Genomic DNA, 18699 nt, shown 5'->3' on the forward strand with positions numbered 1-18699 from the left:
CGCCATGACCCAGACGATCACCGCGATGATCCAGACGCACCCCACCGAGATCCGCTACGACCGGCAGCTGCTCGAGGACTGCATCGCCGCGTGCGTCGAGTGCGCCCAGGCCTGCACCTCCTGTGCCGAGGCGTGCCTGAGCGAGACGGAGATCGATCCGCTGCGTCGCTGCATCCGGGCGAACCTCGATTGCGCCGACCTCTGCACTACGACGGCGCGCGTCCTCGCCCGCCATGCCGGGTACGACGCCGCCGCGCTCGCCGGCCTCGTGCTCGCGGCGTGCGCGGAGGCGTGTCGCAGCTGCGGTGACGAGTGCAGCTCCCATGCCGACATGCACCGCCACTGCGAGGTCTGCGCGGGTGCCTGCCGGCGGTGCGCTGAGGCCTGCGAGCGCCTGCTCGCCACGTTGTGAGCCCTCGTCTGCCACGTCGCGGATAGCGTGGGACCGTGCCCAACCGCCTGGCGTCCGCGACGTCGCCCTATCTCCTCCAGCACGCCGACAACCCGGTCGACTGGTGGGAGTGGGGTCCCGAGGCCTTCGCCGAGGCGAAGCGCCGCAATGTCCCGATCCTGCTGTCCGTCGGGTACGCCGCCTGCCACTGGTGCCACGTGATGGCGCACGAGTCCTTCGAGGACCAGGCGACGGCCGACTACCTCAACGAGCACTACGTGAGCATCAAGGTCGACCGCGAGGAGCGGCCCGACGTCGACGCGGTCTACATGCAGGCGACGACGGCGATGACCGGGCAGGGCGGGTGGCCGATGACGGTGGTCATGGACCACGAGGGCAGGCCCTTCTTCGCCGGCACCTACCTGCCCGACCAGCCGCGCCACGGGTCGCCGTCGTTCACCCAGGTGCTGCAGGCGCTCAGCAACGCGTGGGTCGACCGCGGCGACGACGTGCGGACGACGGCCGGCAACGTGGCCGAGCACCTGCGGCGCGAGGCCGCGCTGCCGTCGTACACGCTGACGGCGGAGCGGATCGACGCCGCCGTCGGCACGCTCGGGGCGGAGTTCGACCCGATGGCCGGTGGCTTCGGGGGATCGCCGAAGTTCCCGCCGTCGATGGCGCTGGAGTTCCTGCGCCGGTACGACGGCCCGGCGGACCTCACGACCAAGGCGCGGCACATGCTGGCGCGCACCACCGCCGCGATGGCCGGGAGCGGGATGTACGACCAGGTGGGCGGCGGGTTCGCGCGCTACGCGGTCGACCGCGGCTGGGTGGTGCCGCACTTCGAGAAGATGCTCTACGACAACGCCCAGCTGGTCGGGCTCTACGCGCGGCTCGGGACCGAGCAGGGTGACCGCGTGGCCGCCGAGACGGCCGACTTCATGATCCGCGAGCTGCGCACCGCCGAGGGCGGCTTCGCCTCGGCGCTCGACGCCGACAGCGTGGGGGAGGCCGGTGGGCACGCGGAGGAGGGGCTGTTCTACGTCTGGACGCCCACCCAGCTGGTCGCGGTGCTGGGGCCGGACGACGGCGCCTGGGCCGCCGAGATCTTCGGCGTGACCGCGGCGGGCTCCTTCGAGCACGGCACGTCGACCCTCCAGCTGCGCCACTTCCCGGCCGACGCCGAGGAGCGGCGCCGCCTCGATGACGTACGACGCCGCCTGCTCGCCGCCCGCGAGGAGCGCCCGCGTCCCGCGCGGGACGACAAGGTCGTCGCCGCCTGGAACGGCCTGGCGATCAGCGGGCTGGTCGACGCGGCCCGGCGCCTGGGGCGCCCCGACTACCTCCAGGCCGCGCTCGAGGCGGCCCGCCTCCTCGTCGACGTCCACCTGCGCGACGGGCGCCTGCTGCGGGTCTCCCGCGACGGTGTGGCCGGTGCCCACGCGGGCGTGCTGGAGGACTACGGCTGCGTCGCGTCGGGCTTCCTCGCGCTGGCGCAGGCCACCGCGGACCCGCGTTGGCTGGACCTCGCCACGAGCCTCGTCGACACCGCCCTCGAGGGCTTCGCCGCTCCGGACGGCGGGTTCTTCGACACCCACGCGGACGCGGAGGCGCTGGTGACCCGGCCGCGGGACCCCGGCGACAACGCGAGCCCGAGCGGGTTCAGCAGCCTGGTCCACGCGCTCGTCGAGGCGCACGCACTGACCGGCGAGGGGCGCTATCGCGACGCCGCGGAGGGGGCGCTGGCGACCGTCGCCGTCCTCGCCGAGAAGGCGCCGCGCTTCGCGGGCTGGTCGCTGGCCGCGGCCACGACGATGCTCGACGGGCCGCTCGAGGTCGCCGTCGTCGGGCCGGCCGGGGCGGCGCGGGACGCCCTCGAGGCGCGGGCGCTGGAGATCCCCGGTGCCGTCGTCGTGGTCGCCGACGGTCCCGTCGACGGGATCCCGCTGCTGATCGGCCGTACCCCGGTCGAGGGCCACCCCGCGGCGTACGTCTGCCGCGGCTTCGTGTGCGAGCGGCCGGTGACGAGCCCGGCCGACATCGGATGAGCGAGCGCTGGCGGTCGGGGCTCGCCCTGGTCATCAGCGCGGTGGTCCTCGTCGTCATGGTCTTCATCGGCCCGGGGGACGAGCTGGCCGCCCTGCGGCGGGTGTTCGGGATCGGCCAGGACCCGCTCGGCACGCCCGCCGACGTCGCGCCCGGTGGCGTGCACGCCTTCCTGCAGACCCAGCCCGGCCACCCGCGGCAGCCGGTCGCGTGGGACCCCTGCCGCGAGATCCGCTACGAGGTCAATCCCGACGGTGCGCCGGGCGACGCCGACGACGCGATCGCCTTCGTGCAGGACGCCGTGGAGGAGGTGTCCGCCCTGACCGGGCTGCAGTTCGACTACGTCGGCGAGACCGACCGCCGTCCGTCCTGGGAGGCGAGCCTCGTGCCCCGCGGGCGCAGCGAGCCGGTGCTGGTCGCGTGGGCGGACGAGGACGAGGTCGACGAGCTCTCCGGCGACGTGGCCGGTGTCGGGGGAGCGGTGTCGCAACAGGCGCCCGCCGGCGGATGGCGCCGGTACGTGACCGGTCAGGTCACCCTCGACAGCGACGTCTACGAGCAGCTCGACGACGAGCGCGACGGGGAGGCCCGCGGACGTGCCATCCTGCTGCATGAGCTCGGCCACCTCGTCGGGCTCGACCACGTCGACTCGCCCGCCGAGCTGATGTTCGCCGACGAGGTCGGCCTGCTCGACTTCGGCACGGGCGACCGCAACGGCCTGGTCCGGCTCGGCAAGGGGCAGTGCGCCTGAAGGGGTGGCAGATGAAGCAGATCGAGACCTCCGCGGAGCCCGGCCGCTTCTTCGACGGCGGCACCGCGAGTGCCGACCCGGACCCGACCCAGCCACCCCGCATCGTGCTGGAGCGCGTGGAGGTCGGTGAAGTGCGGCGCCGTACCGAGCGCTTCCGGATGCAGCGCCGCATCGCCTACCGCGACCGGGAGTACGGCGTCCTGCTGGTCCCCGCCGACCCCGGCACCTTCGAGAGCGACCTCGCGTCGGTGCCCGCGATCTTCACGTGGCTGGTGCCGCGCACGGGTCGCCACCTGCCTCCGGCGCTGCTCCACGACGGGATCGTCCACGGTCCCCACGAGATCCCGGACTACGTCTCCGAGGAGGGCCACGTCCTCGACCGGGTCGCCGCGGACCGGGTCTTCCGTGACGCGATGCGCGACACCGACACCGGGCCGGTGCGCAGCTGGCTGGTCTGGTCGGCGGTCACCCTCGGCACCATCCGGGCCGGCTCGACGCAGTGGTCGCGCGGGCGGCACCTGCGCTACCTGGTGGTGGCCGCCGCGACGCTGCTGGCGATCGCCGCGCTCGGGGTGCTCGCGACGCTCGACCTGTTCGACGTGGTCGACGTGGTGCCCTGGATGGGGGAGCGGCCCTTCGCCGAGGAGCTCCTGGGCGGCCTGGCCGGCGCGGTCGTCGTACCCGTCGTGCTCGGGCTGGCGTGGGGACGCTTCGCGGTCGCCGGCGCGGTCAGCGGCGTCGCGCTGGCGGTACTGCTGCACGTCACGGCGGCCCTCGGACTGATCACGCTGGCCTACCTCGCGGCCGAGTGGCTGGCGCGGCGCCGGCCGGTCGCAGCGCTCACGGCCGGCGCCCTTGTGATCGGCGCCTCGCTGCTCGTGCTCATTTTGTGCCTCGGCCCATTCCGCTGACCTGCCACTGGCAAGTACGTTCGTGGGGTGACCAGCACCGAAGCCGTCCCGGCCGCCGCGCAGACCTTCACCTCGCTCAACCCCGGCACCGGCGAGGTCGTCGGCACCCACCCGATCCACGACGCCGCCCACGTGCAGGCCGTCGTCGTGACCGCCCGCAAGGAGGCCGAGCGCTGGCAGGCGCTCGGCTTCGAGGGTCGCAAGAAGGCGCTCGTGAAGTGGCGCAAGGTGATCGCCCGCCGCATGGACGAGCTCGCCTCGCTGATGGCCCGCGAGACCGGCAAGCCGCAGGGTGACGCCCTCCTCGAGACCGCGCTGGCGATCGACCACCTGGCCTGGGCCGCCAGCCACGCCGAGAAGGTCCTCAAGCGACGCAGCGTGTCCCCGGGCCTGCTGATGGTCAACCAGGCCGCCAGCGTGGAGTACCGCCCGCTCGGCGTCGTCGGCGTGATCGGTCCGTGGAACTACCCCGTCTTCACGCCGATGGGCTCGATCGCCTACGCCCTCGCGGCCGGCAACACGGTCGTCTTCAAGCCGTCGGAGTACACCCCCGGCGTCGGCGTCTGGCTCGCGGACACCTTCCGCGAGGCCGTCGGCCGTCCGGTCTTCCAGGTCGTCACCGGGTACGGCGAGACGGGCGCCGCGCTCACCACGGCCGGCGTCGACAAGGTGGCCTTCACCGGCTCGACCGCGACGGGCAAGCGGGTGATGGCCGCCTGCGCCGAGACCCTGACCCCGGTCGTCATCGAGGCGGGCGGCAAGGACGCGCTGATCGTCGCCGACGACGCCGACCTCGACGAGGCCGCCGAGGCCACCCTGTGGGGCGCGGCCGCCAACGCGGGCCAGACCTGCGCCGGCGTGGAGCGGGTCTACGTCCACGACCGCGTGTACGACGAGTTCCTCGACAAGCTGGTCGCCGAGGCGCGGAAGCTCAAGGCCGAGCCCGGCGGCCAGGTCGGCCCGATCACGATGCCCTCGCAGGTGGACATCATCCGCCGGCACATCGACGACGCGCTGGCCCGCGGCGGCCGCGCCCTGGTCGGCGGGCCCGTCCCCGAGGGCGCCCGCTTCGTGCAGCCGACCGTGCTGGTCGACGTACCGGAGGACTCGGCGGCCATCCAGGAGGAGACCTTCGGTCCGACCGTCACGGTCACCCGCGTGCGCGACATGGACGAGGCGATCGAGCGCGCCAACGGCACCCGGTACGCGCTCGGCTCGACGGTGTTCTCGAAGGACCAGGGCATGGCGATCGCCGAGCGCCTGCGCGCCGGCATGACCGCGATCAACGGCGTGATCTCCTTCGCCGGGATCCCGACCCTGCCCTTCGGCGGCGTCGGCGACTCCGGCTTCGGCCGGATCCACGGGCCCGACGGCCTGCGCGAGTTCACCTACCCGCACGCGATCGCGCGGCAGCGCTTCAAGCCGGCCATCGCGCTGACCACCTTCCGTCGTACGGCGAAGGAGGAGCAGCAGCTCACGAAGGTCGTGCGGGGCCTCTACGGCCGCGGGAAGAAGTAGCGGCTCCGGCGAGCACGATCACCGCGAAGCCGCCGGCGGCGGTCAGCAGGGTGATCTGCTCGCCCAGCAGCAGCGCCGCCCAGCTGATCGTCAGCACGGGCTGGACCAGCTGGACCTGGCTGACCTGCGCCATCGGGCCGATCGCGAGCCCGCGGTACCACGCGAAGAAGCCGAGGTACATGCTCACGCAGGCGAGATAGGCGAAGCACGCCCACGCCGCGGGCGGCGCCGACGGCGGCTGCCGGACGACGCTGACGGCGGTGAGGGTCGCCATCACGGGCGCAGCCACGACCAGGGCCCACGAGATGGTCTGCCACGAGCCCAGCTCGCGGGTCAGCAGCCCGCCCTCGGCGTACCCCATCGCGCAGACGAGGACGGCCGCGAAGAGCAGCAGGTCCGCCCGGTGCACCCCGCTGATCCCGCCGCCCTGGGCGACCGCGAAGCCGACGGCGGCGGCCGCGCCGCAGGCCGAGAGGATCCAGAACGCGCGCACCGGGCGCTCGCCCGTGCGCAGCACCGCCAGCACCGCCGTGGCGGCGGGCAGCAGCGCGATCACGACCGCACCGTGGCTGGCCGGCACCTCGGTCAGCGCGTACGTCGTCAGCAGCGGGAAGCCCGCGACCACGCCACCGGCGACGACCGCGAGGCGCAGCCACTGCGACCTGCGGGGGAGCGCCTGCCGGGTCACCGTGAGTGCGACCGCGGCGAGGGTCGCGGCCACGACCGCCCGACCGGCTCCGATGAAGAGCGGCGACAGGTCGGCGACGGCGACCCGGGTCAGGGGGACCGTGAAGGAGAAGGCCGCGACGCCGAGGACGCCCCAGCCGAGACCGGCCGGGACGGCGGATAGCAGGTGCCGTCGCGGGACGATAGCGCTACTCTGTACTGACATGAGCAACGATAGCAGTGATCGGATCGCGGTCGCACTGCGGAGCTGGATCCGCGAGGCGCCCGCCGGCGCCCAGCTGCCGTCGAGCCGCACCCTCGTCACCGAGTACGCCGCCAGCCCGGTCACGGTGCAGAAGGCGCTGCGCCGCCTGGTGGCCGAGGGGCTGGTCGAGTCGCGGCCGGGCGTGGGCTCGTTCGTGCGGGCTGTCCGGCCCAGCCGGGGAGCCGACTTCGGCTGGCAGACGGCCGCCCTGCGCGCGCCCCGCGCGCGGCTCACCGGCGTGGCCGGGCCGCTCCAGGTCGCCCCGCCCGACGCGCTCGCGCTGCACGCCGGCTACCCGCCCGCGGAGCTGCTCCCGGAGCGGCTGGTCCGCGCCGCGCTGGGCCGGGCCGCGCGGAGCTCGGCGGCGACCGACCGCCCACCGTCGGCGGGCCTGCAGGAGCTCCGCGCATGGTTCGCGGCCGAGCTCGCCGACGCCACGCCGGCGCACCTCGGCGCGGTGACCGCGGCCGACGTCGTGGTGGCGCCGGGGAGCCAGAGCGCGCTCTCGTCGATCTTCCGGGCGCTCGTCGCCCCCGGCCAGCCGCTGCTCGTGGAGTCACCCACCTACTGGGGAGCGATCCAGGCGGCACAGCAGGCGGGCGTCGTACCGGTGCCGGTGCCGACCGGTCCCGACGGGCCGAACCCGGAGGACCTCGACCGTGCCTTCCGCGAGACGGGGGCGAGGGCGTTCTACGCCCAGGCCAACTTCGCCAACCCGACCGGAGTGCAGTGGAGCGTCGAGCGCGCGGACCAGCTGCTCGAGGTGGTCCGCCAGCACGGGGCCTTCCTCGTCGACGACGACTGGGCGCACGACTTCGGCATCGACAGCGGTCCCCGCCCGGTCGCCGCTCGCGACGACGCCGGGCACGTCGTCTACCTCCGCTCGCTCACCAAGAGCGTCTCGCCGGCCGTGCGCGTCGCGGCGGTCGTCGCCCGCGGCCCCGCGCGCGACCGGATCCTCGGAGACCGCGCGGCGGAGTCGATGTACGTCAGCGGGCTGCTCCAGCAGGCGGCCGTCGAGGTGGTCAGCGACCCCGGCTGGCGCAGCCACCTGCGCCGGCTCCGGGTCCAGCTGCGGGAGCGGCGCGACCTGCTCGTGGAGAGCGTCCGGGCGCACGCACCGGGGTTGGAGCTGGACGTCGTACCGCCGGGCGGGCTGCACCTGTGGGCGCGCCTGCCCGCCGGCACCGACGTGCCACGCCTGGTCCGCGACTGCGCGGCGCGGGGCGTGTGGGTGTCCGGCGGCGACGAGTGGTTCCCGGCGGAGCCCTCGGGGCCCTTCCTCCGGCTGACCTTCACGGGGCCGGAGCCGGCGCGTTACCCGGAGGCGGCGCGGGTCATCGGGGAGGTGCTGGCGGTCGGGTGACCGGTCAGGGCGTCTCCTGCTGCTCGGCCTGCTTCTTCTCCTGCTGCACCCGCTCCTCCTCGGACTTCACGACCTCGGGGTCGGCGCCCCGGGTGAGGGTCACCTCGTAGGTCGCCGTGTGCGTGACCTTCTGGTTGCCCTCCCACGGACAGTCGCGCGGGCGTGACGGTCCGCTGATCGCGGCGTACTTGATGATGGTCTCGGAGAACTGGTACGAACCGGTGAGCTCGGCCGGGAGGCCGCTGTCCTCGTCGACCGGGCCGGTCGGTGTGAGGGTGACGTCGCGGGGCGTCTGCTGCTGGCGGACGGTCACCTTGCCGGTCTTCGTCCCGTCGTCATCCTGGCAGTCGCCCACCCAGGTCGAGTCGCCCGCGGGCGTCCGCTGCTGCAGCGTGGCTCCGTCCCAGGCCGACTCGAACTCCGAGCCACTGGTGCTGGTGATGGACCCCGTGCAGGCGTCCTCGTCGCACCTGGGGGTGAGGGTCCAGATGCGCGTGATCTCGTCGCCCACCTTCAGCCAGGTCTTGTCGTCGGTCTTGGTGACGACGGCCCGGAAGGTGTACTCCCCGCTCGGCACGGCGTCGACGACCGGGTCGAACGCCTCCTTGGTCGGCGAGGAGCCTGCGCCGCCCGCCGACTTCTCGTCGTCGCCGTTCGTCACGGCGATCGCGGTCGCGCCCGCGGCGCCCAGCAGCACCAGCGCGCCCACCCCGGCGAGGAGCTTCGTCGGCGCACGCCGGCTGGTCGTGACCGCAGCCGCTCCGAGGCCCGAGGCCAGGCCGGGGGCGACCGGGCTGAGCACCGTCGCGGCGGTGATCCCGCCGGCGGCGCCACCGCCGAGGGGTGCCACGGCCGCGACGACGGGCGCGACCATCCCACCGACGCCCGCGGTGGTCCACCAGGCCGGGCCGTACGTCCGCTCGGCTGCCTCCTCCAGCGCGGCGAGGAAGGCTGCCGCGTCGGGGTAGCGCGCCTCCGGCTCCGGTGCCAGGGCGGTGGCCAGCACCGGCCGCAGTCCGCTGTCCGTGCGGTCGACCGCGGGGGCGGCTCCGGGGTCCAGCTGCCCGGTCAGCAGGTGGACCAGGACCGCCGCTGCCGCGTAGACGTCGGCCGCCGGCGACAACGTCTCGCCCCGCGCCGCCTCGGGGGCGCGGTAGGCGGGCGTCGAGCCGCCGACCCCGAAGTCGATCAGGCGGGAGGTCCCCGCGACGTCGACCAGCACGTTGGACGCCGACACGTCGCCGTGCACGATCCCTCGTGCGTGGGCGTGGGCGAGGCCGAGCAGGGCGCCCCGGACCACGCCGAGGGCCTGGGGGACCGACAACCGGCCACCCGCGGCGAGGACCTCGGCCAGGGTGGCGCCGTCGATCCACTCGACCACGAGGTACGCCGCGCCCGCCTCCTCGACGAAGCCGAAGACCTGGACCACGTGCGGGTCGTCGAGCTGGGCGAGCCGGGCCGCCTCGGCGCGCAGGCCCTCGACGGCTGCTGCCGGGACCTGCTTCAGCGCCACGTCGCGGCCCAGGCCGGGGTCACGTGCCTTCCACACCGTCGCCGTCGAGCCGGTCCCGACCCGGCCCACGAGCTCGTATCCGCCCACCACGGCAGGTCCTGCGTCCGCCATCTCGGCCCCCCACGTCCGGATCCGGTCCCGAGAGGTGCGCCGTCCGACGGAGCGGCTGCGACGACCAGTGTTCTCTCCTGCTCGGCCCCGGACGCCGCCATTGCCCATTTCTTTACCTTCCCCGGACGGACCCGGTGGTTCGGCCTCGCGCCCGCCTGCGCGCTGGTTGAATCGGCGCCATGCACCTGCCACGGGGCCTGGAGCTGGTCCGCGTCCTCGGCGTCGGCGGCTTCGGCGAGGTGGTCCTCGCCCGGGACCCCAACCTGGGTCGGGACGTGGCGGTCAAGCTGGTCCACGGCGGCGGGCACGTGCAGGACTCCGTGGCGCGGATGATGCGTGAGGGGCAGGCCCTCGCCCGGATGCGGCACCCGTCGGTCATCCACGTCTACGAGGCGGTGCAGGTCGGCGCGGACGTCGCCCTGCTCATGGAGTACGTCGACGGCGGTGACCTCACGGGCCGGCTCAACGACCCGCGGTTCACCGTCGCCGAGCGGCTGGAGGTGCTCGCCCAGGTCGCCTCCGGACTGGAGGCGGCCCACGCGGTCGGGATCGTGCACCGTGACCTCAAGCCCGCCAACATCCTCGTGTCCGGGGCCGGCGTCGAGCTGCGGGCCAAGATCGCGGACTTCGGGCTGGCCCGGCTCAGCCGCGACACCGAGGCATTCCGGACGGAGGCGGGCATGGCGGCGTACACGCCGGGGTACGGCGCCCCCGAGCAGATGATCGACCCGGACCACGAGACACCGCGCATCGACTGGTACTCGTTCGGCGTCGTCGCCTTCCGCCTCCTGCGCGGCACGATCCCGCTTCCCGGCCAGCGGGCGGGGGTGGGGGAGGAGCTCTGGGAACGCGCGCTGGCGCTGGACCCGGCCGACCGCGTCGCACCGGGTGAGCTGGTCGCTGCCCTGCGGAGCCTGCCGCCGGGGGCGTGGACGCCCGTGCTCGGCAGTGGCTTCGGCGACGCACCGCCGGTCCCGGCTGGACCCGTGACGGTGCAGTCGGCGGCCCCGGACACCGTCCTCGCCTCCTCCGCGGATCCCGGTTGGGTGGACGTGCCCGTCTACCGGCCGCCCCCGGCTCCACGCCGGGGACGAACAGCGGGGCCGCCGGCGAGCGTCCTGCTGGGTGTCCTCCTGGGCGTCCTCCTCGGCGTCGCGCTCGGCGTCGTGGTCGTGCTGCTCCGTTGACGCCTACTCGGCCGGCCGGGCCCGCCGGTCGGCGTCGAGCACGGTGATCTTCTGCCAGACCTTCCGCTCGAGTGAGACGGTCAGCGTCTCGACGGTGCTCACCGTGTCGAGCACGAGCGCGTCTCGCGACTCCTCGGCGCACAGTGCCGCTGCCTTGCCGACCAGGCTGAGCAGCTCCGAGCAGTAGTCGAGATAGTGCTCGAGCTGCTCGGGCGTCAGGTCGATCTCGACGCTCGCGGACGTGGGACGGAAGGACGCCCGCAGCCGCTCGGGGTCCTTGGTCAGCTGGTGCATGTCGATGATGTGGGCCAGCGAGCGGAGCCGGTGCAGCAGGTCGAGCAGGCGTTGGCGCTGCAGTCGCTCGGGCACCGAGTGGAGGAACCAGATCGCGATCGCGGCGAAGACCAGGTCGTTGACGCCGCTCTCCAGCAGCGGCACCCACTCGAGCCCGTCGGCGGGGGCGTCGACCAGTGCCGCGCGCACCGCCAGCCCGAGCAGGGCCACGGTGAGGACCACCACCGCGAGGATCCCGGCCTTGGCCACCGGGCGCAGCCACGACCGCCGGTCCCGCACGCTCGCCGTCGACGTGGCGACCTCGTCGACCAGCCGGCCGAGCTCGCCGACCAGCCGGTGCAGCCCACGGCCGGGGAAGCGTGCCTCGATCCGCTGCTCGAGGCGACGCACGGTGGCGAGCACCGGGTCCGCCTGCACCTTCTCGAAGGAGTACGCCACGGGCCGCAGCCTACGATGAAGGCCATGTCCCTCGCCGTGCTCGACTGCGCCCACTTCACGGCGGGGGAGTGCCGGTCCTGCGCCTGGCTCGGACGTGTGTACGACGACCAGCTGGCCGCCAAGCTCGCCGCGACCCGGGCGCTGGTCGACGCGCCGGGGCTGGTGTGGGAGCCGCCGGTCGCCAGCCGTCCCGAGGGCTTCCGCAACAAGGCCAAGATGGTCGTGGCGGGGACCGCTGATGCCCCGACGCTCGGGATCCTCGACCCGCGGGGAGGTGGCGTGGACCTGCGCGACTGCGCGCTCCACACGCCAGGGATCGTCGCCGCGCTGCCGCTCCTGGCGGAGCTGGTCACCCGTGCCGGGCTCACCCCCTACGACGTCTCCTCCGACCTGCCGGTGAGCCAGCGCGGCGAGCTCAAGCACGTGCTCGTCACCGAGTCGCCGGACGGCGAGCTGATGGTCCGCCTCGTGCTCCGCTCGACCGCGGTGGAGGCACGGGTGCGCAAGCACCTGCCCTGGCTCCGGGAGCGGCTGCCGGCCGTGCGGGTGCTGACGGTCAACGTCCAACCCGACCACCGGGCGGTGCTCGAGGGCGAGCGGGAGGTGGTGCTCACCGAGGCCGACACGCTGCCGATGCGGCTGCCCGGTGACGCGGGGATCACGCTCCACCTGCGTCCGCGCAGCTTCTTCCAGACCAACACCGACGTCGCTGCCGCCCTCTACCGCGAGGCGGTGGCGTGGACCGCGGACCTCGCCCCGCGGCGGGTGCTCGACCTCTACTGCGGCGTCGGCGGCTTCGCCCTGCACCTCGCCGCGCCCGGCCGCCAGGTCACCGGCATCGAGATCAGCGCCGACGCGATCGCCAGCGCCGAGCGCTCACGCGACGAGGCCGGCCTGCCCGGCGACATCCGGTTCTCGGTCGGCGACGCGACCGCACCCGAGCACGCGGGCCTCCTGCGCGACGCCGACCTCGTGGTGGTGAACCCTCCGCGGCGCGGGCTCGGCAGCGAGCTCGCCCTGCGGATCGAGGACTCCGGCGTCCCGCACCTGCTCTACTCGAGCTGCAACCCCGAGACGCTGGCGCGCGACCTGGCCGACCTGGCGTCGTACACGCCGGTGCGGGGACGGCTGCTGGACATGTTCCCGCAGACCCCGCACGCCGAGGTGCTGGTCCTTCTTCAGCGCAGCGAGTAGGTCGCCAGCGAGACGCCGACGTAGTGCGCGGCGAACGCGGCGATGGTGAAGCCGTGGAAGATCTCGTGGAAGCCGAAGACGCGCGGCGACGGGTTCGGCCACTGGAAGCCGTAGACCAGGCCGCCCATCGTGTAGAGCGCGCCGCCGACGATGATCAGCACGAAGGTCGCGATGCCGATGCCCAGGCCGAGCGCCACGGCGCCGTCGAAGAAGGCCGGGATGAAGAAGATCGCCGCCCAGCCGAGCGCGATGTAGATCGGCGCCGAGAGCCACCGCGGCGCCGTCGGCCAGAAGAGCTTGAACGCGATGCCGAGCAGGGCGCCGCTCCACACCACGGAGAGCATGATGACCCGCGGCAGCCCGTCGAGCAGGATCAGCGCGAAGGGCGTGTAGGACCCCGCGATGAACAGGAAGATGTTCGAGTGGTCGAAGCGGTTGAGCACCTGCCAGACCTTCGGTGACCACGTGCCGCGGTGGTAGAGGGCGGAGGTCCCGAAGAGGAGGAGCGCCGATCCGGCGTACAGCGCCGAGCCGACCTTGGTCGTCGCGGTGGGCGAGAGGCAGATGAGCACGATGCCGGCGGCGAGCACGAGCGGGGTCGACACGAGGTGGATCCAGCCGCGGAGCTTCGGCTTGATCTCGGCGACCTTCTCGCTGAGCTGCTCCCCGAGGTCGTCCAGCCGGGAACGCACCATCTCGTTCGCTTGGTGGAGGGCCTGGTTCATGGCTTGAGGGTACCCGCAGGGACCATGCGCAACGGCGGCCGGACGGGCGTGATCTCACGCTCATCCGGCCGCCGTCGACTGACCGATCGGAGGTTGCCGACCGGTGGAGGCTCAGGCCGTGGCCGTAACCGGCGGACCCTCGGAGGGCTGCACGATGACGAAGCCCTGGCCCTGGAAGGAGACCTGGAAGGCCTCACCCGAGCCGCGACCGATCAGCGCGCCCGCGCCGAAGGTCGAGCGGATGCCCGTCTGCAGGTGCGTCGACCACGCGACGAGCGCGTTGGCATCGGCGAAGGTCGGCGCCTCGGCCGGGTTGAGCACGACCGGCATGCCCTCGGTGGTGATCGCGACCCAGCCGGTGCCGCGCAGGGTGGTGTTGAACAGGCCGCCGGCCGCGATGCTGCCGCCCTTGACCCGCTCGATGTTCCACTCCAGCGACGACGAGAACGCGAGCACGTTCTTGCCGTTGACCGAGATGCCGCTGTTGTTGAGGTTGAGGATGTGGACCTCGTGCGCGAGGTCGGCGAGGAAGACGTCGCCCTGACCCTCGACGCGCATCAGCGAGAGGCCCTCGCCGGTCAGCGCCTTCTTGAGGAACTTCGCGGCGCCGCCGCCCTGGTAGGCGAAGTTGACGTTGCCCTGGTAGGCCACCATCGCGCCCTGCTTGGCCATGAACGGCTCGTTGATGCGCACCCGCAGGAGCTTCTTGTTCTGCAGGCTCGCGCCGACACCGTCGACCTCGCTGAAGCGGCCGTCGATGAGCTCACCGGTGATGCCGGCGAAGGCGTCGGCGGGCACCTGCTGGTTGCCGCCGTACTGCTGCTGGCCGCCCCACGGCTGCTGTGCGGGCTGCTGCTGGCCCCACTGCTGGTCGGGCTGCTGCTGCGGCTGGGCCTGCTGGTGGTGCGCGGCGACCTGGGTCTGGTCCGACCCGCCGCCGGCGGCACCGGCGTCGGAGCCCCCGTCGACCGGCGAGGTCGACTGGACCCCGTTGTCGGAGACGTGTTCGGTCCACTGGGAGCCGTCCCAGTAGCGGAGCTCGTGGCGGCCGGTGGGGTCCGGATGCCAAGCGGCTGCGGTCATCGTCGTGGTGCCTCTCTCGTCTGTGCTGCTCGTCGGGTGCTGCGCACTGTGGTGCTCATCGTGTCAGCCCCGTGGTCGGCCGGGAAGGTCCCGGGTGCGGCCTCCGGTCTACCACCGTGTGTGGCTGATGTGGCCTACGATCGGAAATGTGGCTGACTGGAAGCGGGGCGTGCGACGGGTGCTCTACCCCGCCTACGAGGCGCGCATGCTTCGCCGGATGCCCGGCGACCTCCCCAAGCACATCGGGGTGATGCTCGACGGCAACCGGCGCTGGGCGAAGGCCGTGGGCCGCGACACCGCGCACGGCCACCGCGCCGGCGCAGCCAACATCGAGCCCCTGCTCACCTGGTGCGACGAGATCGGCATCGAGGTGGTCACCCTGTGGCTGCTCTCGACCGACAACCTCAACCGCCCGGCCCAGGAGCTCGAGCCGCTCCTCGAGATCATCGTCGACGCGGTCGACTCGCTCGCCGACCAGCGCCGCTGGCGACTGCACCCCGTCGGTGCCCTCGACCTGCTGCCCGTCGCGGCCGCCGAGCGGCTCAAGGCCGCGGCCGAGGCCACGGCCGACGTCGACGGGATGATCGTCAACGTCGCCGTCGCGTACGGCGGCCGCCGCGAGATCGCCGACGCGGTCCGCTCCCTGCTCACCGAGCACGCCGCGCTCGGCACCCCGCTCGAGATGCTCGCCCAGCAGATCGACATCGAGCACATCGAGGAGCACCTCTACACCAAGGGCCAGCCCGACCCCGACCTGGTGATCCGCACGTCGGGGGAGCAGCGCCTCGGCGGCTTCCTGCTCTGGCAGAGCGCGAAGTCGGAGTTCTACTTCTGCGAGGCCTACTGGCCCGACTTCCGCCGCGTCGACTTCCTCCGCGCGATCCGGGCCTACGCCCAGCGCGAGCGCCGCTTCGGCGCCTGATCCCGCAGCCACCGGGTGCGCTGGGTCACAGGAGTAGCGTCAGCGTCCGTGAGCACCACCCCCGAACCGCCTGGCCCCGAACCGTCCGGCCCCGAACCGTCGGCCAAGCCGGCGAAGCCGATCACGCTGCTGACCGTCGAGCGCAAGGAGCAGCTGAGCCCGGGCATGGTCCGGATCCACTTCACCGGCGACCTCGCCGCCTTCGAGGGCAGCGCCTGGACCGACCGCTACGTCAAGCTGGTCTTCGGCGACGTGGCGGAGCTCGAGCGCGGCGGGCGCCCCACGTTGCGGACCTACACCGCGGTCGCGCCCGACGTCGCCGCCGGCACGCTCTCCATCGACTTCGTGGTCCACGGCGACGAGGGCATCGCCGGCCCGTGGGCGGCGGCCGCCCAGCCCGGCGACAGCATCCACGTCCGCGGCCCGGGCGGCGCCTACGCCCCCGACCCGGCCGCCGACTGGCACCTGCTCGCCGGTGACGAGGCCGCGATCCCCGCCATCCGCCAGGCGCTGGCCGCGCTGCCCGCCGACGCACAGGGGTACGTCGTGCTGCAGGTCGACGCGGCGTCGTACCAGCAGGAGGTGGCGACGCCCGCCGGGGTCGAGCTGACCTGGCTGCACCGCACCGACCCCGCCCACCCGTCGCTGGCCGACGCCGTGCGCGCCCTGCCGTGGCGCGAGGGCCGGGTGCACGCGTTCGTGCACGGCGAGGGCCAGGCGGTCATGAAGGAGATCCGGCCCTACCTGGTCTCCGAGCGCGGAGTGCCGCGCGACGACGTCTCGATCTCGGCCTACTGGAAGCAGGGCCGGACCGAGGAGAGGTTCCGTGAGTGGAAGGCCGCGCTCGCGGCCGAGGAGGACGCCCGATGAGCCCGACCCGCCTGTTCCGCAGCGTCGCGATCGCGGAGGCGGTCACCTGGACCGGCCTGCTCGTCGGCATGTTCCTGAAGTACGGCCCCGCCGACAACGAGACGGGCGTGCGGGTCTTCGGGATGCTGCACGGCGTCGTCTTCGTCGCGTACGTCGTCACGACCGCCGTGGTCTGGGTGGACCGTCGCTGGTCGGCCGGACGCGGGCTCCTCGCGCTGGTCGCCGCGGTGCCGCCGCTGGCGACCCTGCCGCTGGAGTGGTGGGCGGTCCGCAAGGGCTGGCTCGGCGACGCCTGGCGCCTGCCCGCCGGTGCCGGGTCGTCGGTGCCCGACCGCTTCGTCGCCTGGCTGCTGACCAACCCGCTGCGTGGTCTGGCCGTCGGCCTGGTCGCCGTCGCGGCCCTGACGGGGCTCGCCCTCGTGGTCGGGCCCCCGACCTCCTGACGCCGACCTCCTGAGAGACTGCCGGGCATGACCAGCCCGTCCCTGCGCCAGCGCGCCCTCGTGCTGGTCGGGCTGCTGCTGGTGGCCGGTGGGCTCGTGGCCGTCGTGGCGTCGTCGGTGCTGACGGCCGAGGCCGTCAGCCGGTGGCACCGGGCGCAGGAGCAGCCGGCCTGCCGGGGCCGCGCCACCGACGGGTGCCTCCGGGTCGAGCAGGGATCGCTCGACGCGGTCGCCGTCGAGGGCAACATCCCGCGCTACGTGTTCGTCGGGCGCGACATCGGCGCGTCCTTCGACGTCGCCAGCGGCACCGACGAGGCGAAGCTCGCGCTGCGCCGCCTCGCCCGCGGCCGCAAGCCGGTCCGGACCCTGTGGGTCGACCACGACCTGGTGGCCGTGCAGACCGGCGAGGGACGGGTGTTCACCGCCGAGGGGAGCTCCGGCCGGATGGTGACGATCGCGCTCCTCGTGCCCGGCTCGCTCGCGGTCGCCGGGACCGGCGTGCTCCTGGTGCGGCGCGGGAGGCGCGGCTCGCGGAACCGCGGCGGCGCCCCTGTCGTCGTACCCGCATGATCGATCGTCGCGACACCCTTCGCCTCGGCCTGCTCGCCCTCGCCCTCACGGGTGGTGTGGGCGGCCTCGCCGCCTGCTCCTCCGACGACGAGCCCGGCCTCCAGCCCGCGCCCGACGCCGACCCCGACGGGATCGAGCTCGTCTCATCGGACGTCAAGCGGGCCGCGGGCGACACCACCGCGCTGGCGCCGGTGGTCGACGGGCTGCGGCTGCTCGCCGGCGACCTCTACCGCGAGCTGGCCACCGAGCCGGGCAACCTCGTGCTGTCGCCGTACTCGGTCGCGGTCGCACTCGGCATGACCCTCGTCGGCGCGGCCGGTCGGACGGCCCGCGAGATGGGCGAGGTGCTGCACACGGGCGACCTGGGCGACCGCTGGCACAAGGGCCTCAACGCCGTCACGTCCGGGACCGGCGCGCTGGCGGGGGAGCGGAAGCGTGCCGACGGCTCGAAGGCGACGATCGAGCTGGCCACAGCCAACCAGCTCTTCGGGCAGCAGGGCGTCGGGTGGGAGGCGGACTTCCTCGACCTGCTGGCCAAGGAGTACGGCGCCGGCCTGCGCGCCGTCGACTACGAGACCGCGCCCGAGGACGCCCGCACGCTGATCAACGACTGGGTGGAGCAGCAGACCCACGACCGGATCGTCGACCTCGTGCCCGAGGGGCTCATCGACCCGTCGACGCGTCTCGTCCTGGTCAACGCGATCTACCTCAAGGCGCCGTGGGAGCAGCCCTTCGAGAAGACCCTCACCGCTGCCGGCGACTTCCACCGGCTCGACGGCTCGACCGTCGCCGCCGACCTGATGCGCCGTCCGGACATCAAGGGTGGGTGGGTGACCGGCGACGGCTTCCGCGCCGCCGTCCTGCCGTACGCCGGAGGCGGGCTGTCGATGAGCGTCGTGGTCCCCGACGACGGGCAGCTCGCCGCCGTCGAGGGCGCGCTGGCGAAGAGCGGCTACGGACCGGTCCTGGCGTCGAGCGCCGCCCCGGCCACCATCGACCTGACCCTGCCGCGCTGGTCCTTCCGCACCGCGGCGCCGTTGAAGGAGGCCCTCCGGACAATGGGCATGCCGACCGCCTTCGCCGACGGCGCCGACTTCAGCCCGATGACCGACGAGGACCTCGACCTGGTGATCGCCGACGTGGTCCACCAGGGCTTCATCGCGGTCGACGAGGAGGGCACCGAGGCGAGCGCGGCCACGGCGGTCGTCATGGCCGAGACCGCGGCGCCGGTCGCGGAGGTCCTGGTGGCGGACCGGCCCTTCCTCTTCCTCATCCACGACACCGAGCACGGCACGCCGCTCTTCGTCGGCCGGGTCACCGACCCGACCGCCGAGTAGTCGAGGAAGATCGCGACGGCCGGGCTGTCGGCGCCGCTCGCTACGCTGGGGGCACACCCCCGGTCCTCGCTCGACCGGGGGCGCTCGTGCTGTCCGTC

Annotated in this window: 18 protein-coding genes; 13 read left to right on the forward strand and 5 right to left on the reverse strand. The window is 73.7% G+C overall.

What is annotated here, in order from left to right; all coding sequences use genetic code 11:
* The first annotated feature begins 4 nt into the window (after positions 1-4).
* The 5 genes from BJ993_RS16785 to BJ993_RS16805 are packed head-to-tail and all read left to right on the forward strand — an operon-like array spanning position 5 to position 5617.
* On the forward strand, positions 5-412 hold the full coding sequence (locus BJ993_RS16785) for a four-helix bundle copper-binding protein (protein WP_179650084.1): 408 nt from the start codon (positions 5-7) through the stop codon (positions 410-412).
* A 35-nt stretch (positions 413-447) separates the two neighbouring features.
* Positions 448-2439, forward strand: coding sequence for a thioredoxin domain-containing protein (locus tag BJ993_RS16790; RefSeq protein WP_179650086.1), 1992 nt, complete (start codon positions 448-450; stop codon positions 2437-2439).
* Complete coding sequence (locus BJ993_RS16795; RefSeq protein ID WP_179650088.1) at positions 2436-3188, forward strand: matrixin family metalloprotease; 753 nt, start codon at positions 2436-2438, stop codon at positions 3186-3188. The genes BJ993_RS16790 and BJ993_RS16795 overlap by 4 nt, the downstream gene beginning before the upstream one ends.
* An 11-nt stretch (positions 3189-3199) precedes the next feature.
* Positions 3200-4099: a DUF1353 domain-containing protein gene (locus BJ993_RS16800; protein WP_179650089.1), complete on the forward strand. Its 900-nt coding sequence runs from the start codon at positions 3200-3202 to the stop codon at positions 4097-4099.
* Between the two features lie 27 nt (positions 4100-4126).
* Positions 4127-5617 (forward strand): aldehyde dehydrogenase family protein, encoded by a 1491-nt coding sequence (locus BJ993_RS16805; RefSeq protein ID WP_179650091.1) that lies wholly within the window; start codon positions 4127-4129, stop codon positions 5615-5617.
* Here the strand turns inward: BJ993_RS16805 and BJ993_RS16810 are convergent.
* Positions 5574-6509 (reverse strand): DMT family transporter, encoded by a 936-nt coding sequence (locus BJ993_RS16810; protein WP_179650092.1) that lies wholly within the window; start codon positions 6507-6509, stop codon positions 5574-5576. The two genes, BJ993_RS16805 and BJ993_RS16810, sit on opposite strands and share 44 nt — an antisense overlap.
* Here BJ993_RS16810 and BJ993_RS16815 point away from each other — a divergent pair.
* Positions 6508-7914 (forward strand): aminotransferase-like domain-containing protein, encoded by a 1407-nt coding sequence (locus tag BJ993_RS16815; RefSeq protein WP_179650094.1) that lies wholly within the window; start codon positions 6508-6510, stop codon positions 7912-7914. The two genes, BJ993_RS16810 and BJ993_RS16815, sit on opposite strands and share 2 nt — an antisense overlap.
* A 4-nt stretch (positions 7915-7918) precedes the next feature.
* Here BJ993_RS16815 and BJ993_RS16820 read toward each other — a convergent pair whose 3' ends face one another.
* Positions 7919-9517 carry a serine/threonine-protein kinase gene (locus BJ993_RS16820; RefSeq protein ID WP_179650096.1) on the reverse strand — a complete coding sequence of 533 codons (1599 nt, stop codon included), beginning with the start codon at positions 9515-9517 and terminating at the stop codon, positions 7919-7921.
* 200 nt (positions 9518-9717) lie between these two features.
* On the opposite strand from BJ993_RS16820, the gene BJ993_RS16825 reads away from it, so the two are divergent.
* Positions 9718-10725 (forward strand): serine/threonine-protein kinase, encoded by a 1008-nt coding sequence (locus BJ993_RS16825; protein ID WP_179650098.1) that lies wholly within the window; start codon positions 9718-9720, stop codon positions 10723-10725.
* 3 nt (positions 10726-10728) lie between these two features.
* On the opposite strand, the gene BJ993_RS16830 is transcribed toward BJ993_RS16825, so the two are convergent.
* Positions 10729-11457: a hypothetical protein gene (locus tag BJ993_RS16830; protein ID WP_179650100.1), complete on the reverse strand. Its 729-nt coding sequence runs from the start codon at positions 11455-11457 to the stop codon at positions 10729-10731.
* 24 nt (positions 11458-11481) lie between these two features.
* Here BJ993_RS16830 and BJ993_RS16835 point away from each other — a divergent pair, with 24 nt between their 5' ends.
* Positions 11482-12651 (forward strand): methyltransferase domain-containing protein, encoded by a 1170-nt coding sequence (locus tag BJ993_RS16835; RefSeq protein ID WP_179650102.1) that lies wholly within the window; start codon positions 11482-11484, stop codon positions 12649-12651.
* Here the strand turns inward: BJ993_RS16835 and trhA are convergent.
* Together trhA and BJ993_RS16845 are read right to left on the reverse strand one after the other, a co-directional pair.
* Positions 12636-13376, reverse strand: coding sequence for a PAQR family membrane homeostasis protein TrhA (gene trhA, locus BJ993_RS16840; RefSeq protein WP_036548164.1), 741 nt, complete (start codon positions 13374-13376; stop codon positions 12636-12638). The genes BJ993_RS16835 and trhA overlap by 16 nt on opposite strands.
* 111 nt (positions 13377-13487) lie before the next feature.
* On the reverse strand, positions 13488-14459 hold the full coding sequence (locus BJ993_RS16845) for an AIM24 family protein (RefSeq protein WP_179650104.1): 972 nt from the start codon (positions 14457-14459) through the stop codon (positions 13488-13490).
* 148 nt (positions 14460-14607) lie between these two features.
* Between BJ993_RS16845 and BJ993_RS16850 the strand changes: the two genes are divergently transcribed.
* From BJ993_RS16850 to BJ993_RS16870, 5 genes are read left to right on the forward strand one after another with little or no spacing between them, the layout of a single operon-like run.
* Positions 14608-15381, forward strand: a complete 774-nt coding sequence (locus tag BJ993_RS16850) for an isoprenyl transferase (protein ID WP_242530543.1) — start codon at positions 14608-14610, stop codon at positions 15379-15381.
* Between the two features lie 48 nt (positions 15382-15429).
* Positions 15430-16251, forward strand: coding sequence for a siderophore-interacting protein (locus BJ993_RS16855; RefSeq protein ID WP_308645605.1), 822 nt, complete (start codon positions 15430-15432; stop codon positions 16249-16251).
* Entirely contained in the window at positions 16248-16694 is a 447-nt protein-coding gene (locus tag BJ993_RS16860) for a DUF3817 domain-containing protein (protein WP_036548168.1), read from the forward strand. Before BJ993_RS16855 ends, BJ993_RS16860 begins: the two co-directional genes overlap by 4 nt.
* A gap of 27 nt (positions 16695-16721) precedes the next feature.
* The gene (locus BJ993_RS16865) at positions 16722-17264 is read left to right on the forward strand and encodes a hypothetical protein (protein WP_179650106.1); all 543 of its coding nucleotides are present in this window, start codon (positions 16722-16724) and stop codon (positions 17262-17264) included.
* Complete coding sequence (locus tag BJ993_RS16870) at positions 17261-18601, forward strand: serpin family protein (RefSeq protein ID WP_179650108.1); 1341 nt, start codon at positions 17261-17263, stop codon at positions 18599-18601. The genes BJ993_RS16865 and BJ993_RS16870 overlap by 4 nt, the downstream gene beginning before the upstream one ends.
* The last annotated feature ends 98 nt before the right edge of the window (positions 18602-18699 follow it).

The sequence above is a fragment of the Nocardioides aromaticivorans genome (assembly GCF_013408525.1).
Classification (GTDB): Bacteria; Actinomycetota; Actinomycetes; order Propionibacteriales; family Nocardioidaceae; genus Nocardioides; species Nocardioides aromaticivorans.